Origin of the sequence: Flavivirga aquatica, assembly GCF_001747085.1 — a bacterium.
Taxonomy (GTDB): Bacteria; Bacteroidota; Bacteroidia; order Flavobacteriales; family Flavobacteriaceae; genus Algibacter_C; species Algibacter_C aquatica.
The window spans coordinates 240,312-252,171 of sequence record NZ_MDJD01000043.1 but is presented as its reverse complement, the minus strand read 5'-3'; the positions used below and the strand labels follow the sequence as shown (position 1 = coordinate 252,171).

Below are 11,860 nucleotides of genomic sequence, written 5' to 3'. Positions count from 1 at the left end.
GTAGCATTATTTTGATTTTTTTAGAAATTGAAATATTAGAAGTTATTTACAAATAAAAAATTACTCTTTATATAATGCGTAAATTAAAAAACAGCGAATTAGGTAGATTAAGCATCGATGCTTTTAAAAATGTAAAAAAAACACCTATAATTATTGTTCTTGATAATATTAGAAGTTTAAATAATATTGGATCGGTATTTAGAACAAGTGATGCGTTTTTAATTGAAAAAATTTATCTGTGTGGTATTACAGCAACACCCCCACATAAAGATATTCATAAAACAGCGTTAGGAAGTACAGATACTGTTGCATGGGAATATGTAGAAAGCACTATGAATTTAGTTGAAAAATTAAAAACTGAAAATATAAAAATCTGTGCTATCGAACAGACTGAAAATGCAACCATGCTTAATGACTTCACGCCTAAAACTAATACAAAATATGCTTTAGTTTTTGGTAACGAAGTTAAAGGTGTTTCTCAAGATGTTGTTAGTGTTAGCGATACCGTTATTGAAATTCCTCAATTTGGAACGAAACACTCATTGAATATTTCGGTAAGTTGTGGCGTAGTTATTTGGGATGTTTATAGTAAATTAAAATAACAAGAGATTTAACACTCTATTTTGAATAGGGTTTTAATACTCCTTAATTTATGTGAAAATAAAAATAGTTTTCTAAGGTTACAATACTTTATATTTATACACCTAACTAAGGTTTTAGTTATTCATTTTCTTTTTAACAAACTTAACGCCATAAATACTTGCAATAGAATCTATTTTAAGCTTCGTTGGTTTACTTCTTTTTGAAAGATTAGCAATATCATCAAAAAAGCCTTCAAAACCTCCTGGAGTTATTGTATTCATGGTAATGCCTAGAATAGAGTCTGTGTTTTTAAAACTATGAGGAATGCCTTTAGGAAGATGGATTAAATCGCCTTGTTTTGCTTTTATGCTTTTATCTCCGAAATAAAATTCATAATTACCTTTTAAAATATAGAATAATTCATCTTCATTTGTGTGGATATGCATAGGTGGACCACCTTTTGGCTGTGTTTCGGTTACAATAACAGAATATTTTCCATTTGTTTCATTACTTAAAATTTTTCCTATAATTTTCATACCTAAAATATTCCATTTTTTTCCTTCATCTTTGATTACATGTATAGGATTGGATACAGGATTATTCTTAGAAACTTCATCATTAGTATTTTTTTTGCAGCTATAAACAATAAGACTAATAACTAATAATTCTATAATTAATTTTCTCATTTCTTAACGTGATAATATATAGTACTATTCGACTAAAATAATATTTTTATTCAAATTTTATAGACTAAGTTCTAATTAGCATATTGAATAGTTGTAGTTTATATTCAAACCAGGCACTATTTGAAGCAAATGCAATGGCTGTTACTGTCATCATTTTCTGGTTGAGTTCCTAATCTTTTCGAGTACTAAGAACCAGTTTAAATAATTTTGCAAATATTTTGTTGCTACTCCATTGAAAGAATCCATAAATTTTCTCAACCTCACATCTAGATTATTTATATTTTGTACGTGATACACTTTATCAACATTGTAAGTCAAAGCACTATTCTAAATTAAAAGTAGCAACAAAATCACATCATAAAAAAGATGAGCAAGCTATAAAGGTCTTTAAAAAAACTCCCCAACCTATTGACTAATATTAGAATGAGTCTTAATAAAGATAAGTGTGATTATATTGATATAATGTTTCAAGATGAGGCTAGGTTTGGACTGATGACTCATGTAGGTACTGCTCTTACCGCTAAAGGCGCAAAACCTATAGTGAGTTACCAGCAAGCTTTTAAAAATACATATTTGTACGGAAGCTATTCTCCAATTGATGGGAGTCATTTTACCTAGGAAGTAGAAGGCGTTGATTCCCTAATTTTTGAAGCTTATCTTAAAGCGCTATCTCTTTTTAGACCCGAAGAATTAAAGGTTCTGATCATTGACAATGCAAGTTTTCATTCTACTAAAAATATAAATATCTCAGACAATATTAAGCTTATTAGAATACCGCCATATACCCCGGAATTAAATCCTTGCGAAAAGTATGGCAATATTTAAAAGAACGATTTAAAAACAGAACATTTGAAAATATCAAAGATCTTAAACATTGGTTAAATCAAACTGTAAAAACACAAATTAACAACAATAATATAATCAACATTGTAAAATCTGAATTTTATATAAAAATTATTAAGCTTGTTTTAAATTATAATTGATATAAGCAAAGTAAATATTAATGATACAAAACGGGTATATATTTTATACTCGTTTTTTATGTAGTATTTTTTCTAAAAAATATTATATCTTTAAAACTAAATCTTAAATTAAAAAATATATAGTAAAATGGGAAAATTCGAAATCAAAAAAGATAAATCTGAACAATATAGATTCAATCTTAAAGCTGGTAATGGTCAAGTTATTTTAAGTAGCGAAGCATATAAAGCTAAATCATCGTGTGAAAATGGTATAGAATCTGTTAGAACGAATTCACAAGATAATTCTAAGTATGAAAGATTAACAGCTAAAGATAATAGTCCATATTTCAACTTAAAAGCAACCAATGGTCAAATAATTGGAACTAGTGAAATGTATTCTAGTACAGACGCTATGGAAAATGGTATTGCTTCAGTTAAGAATAATGCTCCAGATGCTAGTGTGAAAGATAATTCTTAAGAACTTCATTAAACAAATTATAAACGAGCCTGTTTAATCGTATGCTCGTTTTTTGCTTATTATAGTATCATATATACAGATTTGATTAAGTTTCGATAATTGTTTTGAGCTAAGTTCTAAGTTAGATATGCATTATCTTTGATAAAAATAAGATTATATGATTCCTTCGGATTTAGAGATTTTTTTATTAGTAGTGATTCCTTAACTAAGCAAGAGATTGTGTCTTCTCTCTTGCCTTTTTCCTTGCAAGAGAGTAACGTGAAAGAGAACAAAGACAGTAAAGCAGTGACTTGCCCTCATTGTCAAGATAATCGAACACGAGCAAATGGTAAGCTAAGAGGAGTTCAGCGCTATATTTGTAATGGGTATAAGAAAAATTTTAGTGAGACTACTGGTGAATTTTGGTGTAACATAAAAAAGAAAGAGAAGCTAAATAAATATTTATACTGTTTGTTATCTGGCTTATAGTATTAGAAAAAGTACAAAAGAAATAGGTATGTCCATACAAACCTATTTTGATTGGCGTCATAAATTATTGACTTCATTTTCTAGTGTTTCGGTAGAGGATTTTCAAGGGATTCTAGAGAGTGATGATTTATTTTTTGCTTATTCTGAGAAAGGAAATCGCCATTTAGATAGAAAACCCAAAAAACGAGGAGAGAAAGTAAGTAAGGAGCGTTCCTGAATTAGCATGTGAATTAGGAATAGATAAAAGCACTATTTATTATTGGCGCAAGAAATATGGAGGTATGGAAACCAGTCATTAAAAAAGACTAAAGGAACTTGAAGAAGAAAATCTTAAGCTCAAGCAAATGTATGCTGATGCTTCTCTGGATATACTACAATTTTATGTTTTAATTTTCTCAATAAAAGGTTTAGTGTATAACTCGTATCCTGTAATTGATTTAATTATTTTTGCGTCCATCAATTGTATAGTCTCTGTTATCCTATTTTGTAAATCCTCTATGGATTCAAAAAACTTCATAGCTATTCTATCCTTCATCCATTGCCATACTTTTTCTGCTGGATTTAGCTCTGGAGAATAAGGAGGTATATTTAAAAGATAAATGTTTTCTGGTATTTCTATATTTTTACAAGCATGAAAACCAGCATTGTCTATTACTAAAATTTTATACTCTCTTGGGTTTTGTTGGCTAAGTTCTTTTAAATAGCTCTCAAATATAGCATTGTTTACAATTGGTGTTTCCCAGTAAAAGGCATGTCCCGTTATTGGTGAAAAACTACCCCAAAGCCATACATATTTATAGCTATGTTGGTAGTGTACTTTTGCTTGAACTCCTCTAGCGGTGAGGGTTCTTTTCTGATGAGTCATCAACCCAAATCTAGCCTCATCTTGAAACATTATATCAATACTATCATACTTATCTTTATTAAGACGCATTCTAATATTAGTTAATAGGTTGGGGAGTTTTTTTAAAAGCCTCTACAGCCTGCTCATCTTTTTTATGATGTGATTTTCTTGCTACTTTTAATTTAGAATAGTGCTTTGACTTACAATGTTGATATAGTGCTGAATAGGTTATGTCCTTTTGGGTGGTTTCAGTCAGAATAGACAATAACTCTACATAACTGGTAATAGTACTATTAGGGTTATTTAATAATCTGTCTATCTCTTTAATTGTTGATTCTTTAAGTAATTTTGTATTGTTACCGCCACTTGAAACGGTACATAAATTATCCAGACCGCCTTCTTCATACATTTTTAACCAATTGTATATGCTACGACGGTCATATTTTACTTTTTTAGCAACTTCTTTGGTGTATTTACATTTTCCTTGCTTTATCAATAGCAATGCTTTTAACCTACTACGTTTTAACCTACTTGTTTCCTTATTGTAAAGTTGTTTCAACTTTAATTCACTCTCAGAAATCTGAATATCATTTTTTTTTGCCATAATATAAAGATATAATTTTTTTTGAGAAAATTAAAATAAAAAATTTGTATAATTATTTTAAAACAATGACAAAAAAAAATCCTCAACAAAGAAATGTTGAGGATTAATTAAACACTGAGTTAATATCAGTATCAAAAAAGGCAACGACCTACTCTCCCACAAATGCAGTACCATCGGCGCTAATGGGCTTAACTTCTCTGTTCGGAATGGTAAGAGGTGAGCCCCATCGCTATAACCACCTTAAGTTATAGCTATGGTAATAAGTGATTAACTTATCACTACAGCGTTCATCTTTACGATGAACAAATATCTTAACATATTGAAAAACACCCGTAGGTGACATACTTAAAAATTTTATAATATAACTTTTTGTAAACTTTTAAAAAAACAGGCGTACAATAAGCCTATGGGTTATTAGTACTACTCGGCTATGACATTACTGCCTTTACACCTATAGCCTATCAACGTGGTAATCTCCCACGACCCTTTAAAGAAATCTCATCTTGTGGTGGGTTTCGCGCTTATATGCTTTCAGCGCTTATCCCTTCCCAACGTAGCTACTCTGCAATGCTGCTGGCGCAACAACAGATACACCAGAGGTTAGTCCAACTCGGTCCTCTCGTACTAGAGTCAGATCCACTCAAATTTCTAACGCCCACTGTAGATAGAGACCGAACTGTCTCACGACGTTCTGAACCCAGCTCGCGTGCCACTTTAATGGGCGAACAGCCCAACCCTTGGGACCTTCTCCAGCCCCAGGATGTGACGAGCCGACATCGAGGTGCCAAACCCCCCCGTCGATATGAGCTCTTGGGGGAGATCAGCCTGTTATCCCCGGCGTACCTTTTATCCTTTGAGCGATGGCCCTTCCATGCGGAACCACCGGATCACTATGCTCTACTTTCGTACCTGATCGACTTGTAGGTCTCTCAGTCAAGCTCCCTTATGCCATTGCACTCTACGCACGATTACCAACCGTGCTGAGGGAACCTTTAGAAGCCTCCGTTACTCTTTTGGAGGCGACCACCCCAGTCAAACTACCCACCAAGCACTGTCCCTTCATTTGAAGGTTAGACTCTAGATAAGCAAAGGGTGGTATTTCAACAATGACTCCACAACGCCTAGCGACGCCACTTCAAAGTCTCCCACCTATCCTACACATTACTTATCCAAAACCAATACTAAGCTATAGTAAAGGTGCACGGGGTCTTTTCGTCCCACAGCGGGTAATCGGCATCTTCACCGATACTACAATTTCACCGAGCTCATGGCTGAGACAGTGTCCAGATCGTTGCACCATTCGTGCAGGTCGGAACTTACCCGACAAGGAATTTCGCTACCTTAGGACCGTTATAGTTACGGCCGCCGTTTACTGGGGCTTCATTTCAGATCTTCGCTAAAAGCTAAACCCTCCACTTAACCTTCCAGCACCGGGCAGGTGTCAGGCCATATACGTCATCTTTCAATTTAGCATAGCCCTGTGTTTTTGATAAACAGTCGCCTGGACCTTTTCACTGCGGCCACCCCAAAGGGTGGCGACTCTTCTCCCGAAGTTACGAGTCTATTTTGCCTAATTCCTTAGCCATGAATCTCTCGAGCACCTTAGAATTCTCATCCCAACTACCTGTGTCGGTTTAGGGTACGGGCTGCTTCACTCGCTTTTCTTGGAAGTCGCTTCTCTGGATTATCACCTTGACCGAAGTCGCAGTGTACTATCGGGGTATTACTACTCCCTTCAACGTACTATTCCGTCAGTACGCACCAAATTTACGCCTCCGTCACTTTTAGTGTGAGCAGGTACAGGAATATTAACCTGTTGGCCATCCACTACCCCTTTCGGGTTCGCGTTAGGTCCCGACTAACCCTCAGCTGATTAGCATAGCTGAGGAAACCTTAGTCTTTCGGTGTGCGGGTTTCTCGCCCGCATTATCGTTACTTATGCCTACATTTTCTTTTGTAGATTCTCCAGAATACCTCACAGTAATCCTTCGACGACACTACAATGCTCCCCTACCACAATTAATTGTCCATAGCTTCGGTAATATGTTTATGCCCGATTATTATCCATGCCGAACCGCTCGACTAGTGAGCTGTTACGCACTCTTTAAATGAATGGCTGCTTCCAAGCCAACATCCTAGCTGTCAAAGCAGTTCAACCGCGTTATTTCAACTTAACATATATTTGGGGACCTTAGCTGATGGTCTGGGTTCTTTCCCTCTCGGACATGGACCTTAGCACCCATGCCCTCACTGCTGATAAACATTTTATAGCATTCGGAGTTTGTCAGGAATTGGTAGGCGGTGAAGCCCCCGCATCCAATCAGTAGCTCTACCTCTATAAAACTATTAATCAACGCTGCACCTAAATGCATTTCGGGGAGTACGAGCTATTTCCGAGTTTGATTGGCCTTTCACCCCTACCCACAGGTCATCGGAACACTTTTCAACGTATATCCGTTCGGTCCTCCACTGTATGTTACTACAGCTTCAACCTGCCCATGGGTAGATCACACGGTTTCGCGTCTACCACTACTAACTAAGCGCCCTATTCAGACTCGCTTTCGCTACGGATCCGTGACTTAATCACTTAACCTTGCTAGCAACGGTAACTCGTAGGCTCATTATGCAAAAGGCACGCCGTCACAGATCTAGTCCGCTCCGACCGCTTGTAAGCGTATGGTTTCAGGTTCTATTTCACTCCCTTATTCAGGGTTCTTTTCACCTTTCCCTCACGGTACTAGTTCACTATCGGTCTCTCAGGAGTATTTAGCCTTATCGGATGGTCCCGACTGTTTCATACAGGATTACTCGTGTCCCGCACTACTCAGGATTACACTAGATTCACACGCTTTACTTATACGGGACTATCACCCTATATTGTTACTTTTTCCAAAGTATTCTAATTCATTGTGCTTCAAATATCGTGGTCCTACAACCCCACTATTGCCGTAACAATAATGGTTTGGGCTAATCCGCGTTCGCTCGCCACTACTAACGGAATCACTTTTGTTTTCTTCTCCTCCGGGTACTTAGATGTTTCAGTTCTCCGGGTTTGCTCCTATTACTAGGTGACATATCTTCAATATGCCGGGTTGCCCCATTCGGATATCTGCGGATCTAATCATGTGTGCTGATCCCCGCAGCTTTTCGCAGCTTATCACGTCCTTCTTCGCCTCTGAGAGCCTAGGCATTCCCCATACGCCCTTATTTAGCTTATTGTACTTTTTGCTTTTTTAATGAGTTACTATAATTTATATAAAAATCTTATATAAACTATCTGTGATTAATTAGAAATCGCTCGTGATTCTAATTAATCCTTTATATTATTTATTATTAGATCAATCTAATCTTAAATTTTTATGTATCTTTTTTCAATATGTCAATGAACTTCTTTCCTTATATGGAATCGTGGAGAATATCGGAGTCGAACCGATGACCTCCTGCGTGCAAGGCAGGCGCTCTAGCCAGCTGAGCTAATCCCCCATTGTAATTCTTCGTTTAGAATCCTTAATGTGAATTTAGAATTCTCAGTTCTAGAATTTCCTCTTTTTTTTTAGTAGTCTCAGGCAGACTCGAACTGCCGACCTCTACATTATCAGTGTAGCGCTCTAACCAGCTGAGCTATGAGACTCTACTATTTTATATTCTTAAATTAACAGCTGCGAGAATAAACTATTTATTATTATAGTTATAATACTTCTTAATTGTCTTTCTCTAGAAAGGAGGTGTTCCAGCCGCACCTTCCGGTACGGCTACCTTGTTACGACTTAGCCCTAGTTACCGATTTTACCCTAGGCCGCTCCTCTCGGTGACGGACTTCAGGCACTCCCAGCTTCCATGGCTTGACGGGCGGTGTGTACAAGGCCCGGGAACGTATTCACCGCATCATGGCTGATATGCGATTACTAGCGATTCCAGCTTCACGGAGTCGAGTTGCAGACTCCGATCCGAACTGTGATAGGGTTTATAGATTCGCTCCTTGTCGCCAAGTGGCTGCTCTCTGTCCCTACCATTGTAGCACGTGTGTAGCCCAGGACGTAAGGGCCGTGATGATTTGACGTCATCCCCACCTTCCTCACAGTTTGCACTGGCAGTCTTGTTAGAGTTCCCATCTTGAAATGCTGGCAACTAACAACAGGGGTTGCGCTCGTTATAGGACTTAACCTGACACCTCACGGCACGAGCTGACGACAACCATGCAGCACCTTGTAAATTGTCCGAAGAAAGGTCTATCTCTAAACATGTCAATCTACATTTAAGCCCTGGTAAGGTTCCTCGCGTATCATCGAATTAAACCACATGCTCCACCGCTTGTGCGGGCCCCCGTCAATTCCTTTGAGTTTCATTCTTGCGAACGTACTCCCCAGGTGGGATACTTATCACTTTCGCTTAGCCACTCAGTCGAAACCGAACAGCTAGTATCCATCGTTTACGGCGTGGACTACCGGGGTATCTAATCCCGTTCGCTCCCCACGCTTTCGTCCATCAGTGTCAGTATATTATTAGTAATCTGCCTTCGCAATTGGTATTCTATGTAATATCTATGCATTTCACCGCTACACTACATATTCTAACTACTTCATAATAACTCAAGATAAACAGTATCAAGGGCAATTCTACAGTTGAGCTGCAGACTTTCACCCCTGACTTAATTATCCACCTACGGACCCTTTAAACCCAATGATTCCGGATAACGCTTGGATCCTCCGTATTACCGCGGCTGCTGGCACGGAGTTAGCCGATCCTTATTCTTACAGTACCGTCAAATCTCTACACGTAGAGCAGTTTCTTCCTGTATAAAAGCAGTTTACAACCCATAGGGCAGTCATCCTGCACGCGGCATGGCTGGATCAGAGTTCCCTCCATTGTCCAATATTCCTCACTGCTGCCTCCCGTAGGAGTCTGGTCCGTGTCTCAGTACCAGTGTGGGGGATCCCCCTCTCAGGGCCCCTATCTATCGTTGCCATGGTGTGCCGTTACCACTCCATCTAGCTAATAGAACGCATACTCATCTTATACCGTAACCTTTAATGTCTAATTGATGCCAATTAAACATACTATGAGGTATTAATCCAAATTTCTCTGGGCTATCCCTCAGTATAAGGTAGATTGTATACGCGTTACGCACCCGTGCGCCGGTCGTCATCTGTAGCAAGCTACAATGTTACCCCTCGACTTGCATGTGTTAAGCCTGCCGCTAGCGTTCATCCTGAGCCAGGATCAAACTCTTCATCGTTATTTTTTTAATATCTTAACAATTAATCAGAATCTCTAGTACTCAAAATGGTTTATTCTCTTTGTCTAATCTTAACCGTTTCCAATTAAAATCTTACGCTGTCAATTCAATATGTTTATGAACTTGTTTTCTTGCTTTTCTTATCGCGTTTCCTTGATAAGCGGGTGCAAATATAAAACCCTTTTTTATTCTCACAAAACTTTTTTAACCTTTTTTTAAAGTTTTTTTTTAACTTCTAAAACCGATTAGTAAAACTTCTTATGAACGTATGCCTTCAACAACTAATGCCGTTTTTAGCGGATGCAAACCTACAACCCTTTTTTGTTTATTCAACACCTTTTTTAACCTTTTTTGGATCATAGCACCTCTATAAAACATAAACAAATACTAATCAGTTATTTATACAAAAAAAAAAAAAATTTATAAGGCTTTCCCGTTTCTAGTAATTATTAATAATGAAACAAACTCTCTTAAATACAACTTAACTCTTTTATCAATAAACTTTCATTATTAAATTTTATTAAGAATTCTTATTCAGAAAACTACTATTTTGATTTCTCATCTTCTTTTAACTATAAATAACACATAATTATATACGAATTAAATGTAATATTTAAGCTTAAAATAATTAAGGAAAACTTGAGATTAGGTATTTTCTGTTTGTATATTTTTAATCATTCATACGGTTATTAACTACGAAAGCACTGTGGGCATCAAAAACAAAATTTTTCTTGAATTAATCAAGTTTAATGAAATTATTATACGCACAGATCCTTATTACGATCAAATAACAAAACAAATAACCTATTAAAATCTAAATAACTAAACAACTATTAGTTGCGTTAGGGATTGAAATGAAAATCCTTTTTTGAGGTACGAAGAAAAGATTGTAATGTAAAGCCCGACCCTTGTGGTAACGCCCTAATTATTCAACATTTTCCACAGCATATCTTTAAGTTCTGTAATACCTTGTTGTGCCACAGACGAAATAAAGGTGTATGGAATAGGTAACTCATTATCTAATTCAATTTTTAATTCTGCTTGCAACTCTGTATCTAGCATATCGCATTTAGTAATGGCTATAATACGATCCTTATCTAGCATTTCTGGATTGTAACGACGTAATTCGTCCAATAAAATATCGTATTGCTTTTTAATGTCTGGCGCATCTGCTGGAATCATAAAAAGTAAAATAGAGTTACGTTCTATATGACGTAAAAAGTAATGCCCTAATCCTTTACCTTCTGCTGCTCCTTCAATAATTCCAGGAATATCTGCCATAACAAAAGTTTGAAAATCACGATATTCTACAATTCCTAAATTAGGTTTTAAGGTGGTAAATTCATAATCTGCAATCTTAGGTTTTGCTGAACTTACAACAGATAATAATGTTGATTTCCCTGCGTTTGGAAACCCTACTAAACCTACATCTGCAAGTACTTTTAACTCCATGGTTAGGTACTTTTCTTCCATTGGTAAACCTGGTTGCGCATAACGCGGTGTTTGGTTTGTTGATGTCTTAAAATGCCAGTTTCCCAAACCTCCTTTCCCTCCTTGAGCGATAATCTTTTCTTCTCCATCTTCTGTGATTTCAAAAATGATATCGTTTGTTTCTGTATCTCGTACTACGGTTCCTAATGGTACATCTATGTACATATCTTCTCCATCGGCTCCAAAACTTCGGCTTTTACCGCCATTTTCTCCGTGACCTGCCCTTATATGTTTTTTAAATTTTAAGTGCAGTAATGTCCAAAGATTAGATCTTCCTCTTAAAATAACATGACCGCCACGACCACCATCTCCACCATCTGGACCTCCTTTGGTTATGTATTTCTCGCGATGTAAATGCACCGACCCTTTGCCTCCTTTACCAGAGCTAACATACATCTTTACATAATCTACAAAATTTCCTTCAGTCATAAGTCAAGTTAAAAGTTATGATTTAAAAGTTTTCGCTCTTTTCTTTTAAATCTTAAATTGGTATAGTAATACAAAAATAT

Annotated in this window: 10 protein-coding genes, 2 tRNA genes, 3 rRNA genes and 1 pseudogene; 7 read left to right on the top strand and 9 right to left on the bottom strand. The window is 36.7% G+C overall.

Annotated features, from left to right (window positions below):
• The first annotated feature begins 74 nt into the window (after window positions 1–74).
• On the top strand, window positions 75–602 hold the full coding sequence (locus tag A8C32_RS10615; protein ID WP_069830397.1) for an RNA methyltransferase: 528 nt from the start codon (window positions 75–77) through the stop codon (window positions 600–602).
• Between the two features lie 114 nt (window positions 603–716).
• Here the strand turns inward: A8C32_RS10615 and A8C32_RS10610 are convergent, their stop codons facing one another.
• Window positions 717–1,268, bottom strand: a complete 552-nt coding sequence (locus A8C32_RS10610; protein ID WP_083253318.1) for a cupin domain-containing protein — start codon at window positions 1,266–1,268, stop codon at window positions 717–719.
• Window positions 1,269–1,691: 423 nt separating this feature from the next.
• On the opposite strand from A8C32_RS10610, the gene A8C32_RS20200 reads away from it, so the two are divergent.
• From A8C32_RS20200 to A8C32_RS21100, 6 genes and pseudogenes are all read left to right on the top strand, one after another.
• Entirely contained in the window at window positions 1,692–1,886 is a 195-nt protein-coding gene (locus A8C32_RS20200) for a hypothetical protein (protein ID WP_093455636.1), read from the top strand.
• Window positions 1,887–1,910: 24 nt separating this feature from the next.
• Window positions 1,911–2,093 (top strand): transposase, encoded by a 183-nt coding sequence (locus A8C32_RS20195; protein WP_093455642.1) that lies wholly within the window; start codon window positions 1,911–1,913, stop codon window positions 2,091–2,093.
• Between the two features lie 285 nt (window positions 2,094–2,378).
• Window positions 2,379–2,708: a YegP family protein gene (locus A8C32_RS10600; RefSeq protein WP_069830396.1), complete on the top strand. Its 330-nt coding sequence runs from the start codon at window positions 2,379–2,381 to the stop codon at window positions 2,706–2,708.
• A gap of 219 nt (window positions 2,709–2,927) precedes the next feature.
• A complete protein-coding gene (locus A8C32_RS21480; RefSeq protein ID WP_432416492.1) occupies window positions 2,928–3,176 on the top strand; it encodes an IS1/IS1595 family N-terminal zinc-binding domain-containing protein in 249 nt (82 codons plus the stop codon).
• 28 nt (window positions 3,177–3,204) lie between these two features.
• Window positions 3,205–3,393, top strand: a complete 189-nt coding sequence (locus A8C32_RS10590; RefSeq protein ID WP_069830394.1) for a hypothetical protein — start codon at window positions 3,205–3,207, stop codon at window positions 3,391–3,393.
• Window positions 3,380–3,544, top strand: a pseudogene (locus tag A8C32_RS21100) (transposase); the annotation flags it as partial. The gene A8C32_RS10590 and the pseudogene A8C32_RS21100, both read left to right, overlap by 14 nt.
• An 11-nt stretch (window positions 3,545–3,555) precedes the next feature.
• Here A8C32_RS21100 and A8C32_RS10585 read toward each other — a convergent pair.
• From A8C32_RS10585 to obgE, 8 genes are all read right to left on the bottom strand, one after another.
• A complete protein-coding gene (locus tag A8C32_RS10585) occupies window positions 3,556–4,110 on the bottom strand; it encodes an IS630 family transposase (RefSeq protein ID WP_123803390.1) in 555 nt (184 codons plus the stop codon).
• A 7-nt stretch (window positions 4,111–4,117) separates the two neighbouring features.
• Complete coding sequence (locus A8C32_RS10580) at window positions 4,118–4,624, bottom strand: helix-turn-helix domain-containing protein (protein WP_069830393.1); 507 nt, start codon at window positions 4,622–4,624, stop codon at window positions 4,118–4,120.
• A 135-nt stretch (window positions 4,625–4,759) separates the two neighbouring features.
• A 5S ribosomal RNA gene (rrf, locus tag A8C32_RS10575) occupies window positions 4,760–4,867 on the bottom strand.
• 151 nt (window positions 4,868–5,018) lie between these two features.
• Window positions 5,019–7,843, bottom strand: a 23S ribosomal RNA gene (locus tag A8C32_RS10570).
• Window positions 7,844–8,033: 190 nt separating this feature from the next.
• Window positions 8,034–8,107, bottom strand: a tRNA-Ala gene (locus A8C32_RS10565).
• Window positions 8,108–8,181: 74 nt separating this feature from the next.
• A tRNA-Ile gene (locus tag A8C32_RS10560) sits at window positions 8,182–8,255 on the bottom strand.
• 87 nt (window positions 8,256–8,342) lie between these two features.
• Window positions 8,343–9,860, bottom strand: a 16S ribosomal RNA gene (locus tag A8C32_RS10555).
• The 16S, 23S and 5S rRNA genes sit together here with 2 tRNA genes alongside, the layout of an rRNA operon.
• A gap of 921 nt (window positions 9,861–10,781) precedes the next feature.
• Window positions 10,782–11,780, bottom strand: a complete 999-nt coding sequence (gene obgE / locus A8C32_RS10550; protein WP_069830392.1) for a GTPase ObgE — start codon at window positions 11,778–11,780, stop codon at window positions 10,782–10,784.
• Window positions 11,781–11,860 lie beyond the last annotated feature (80 nt).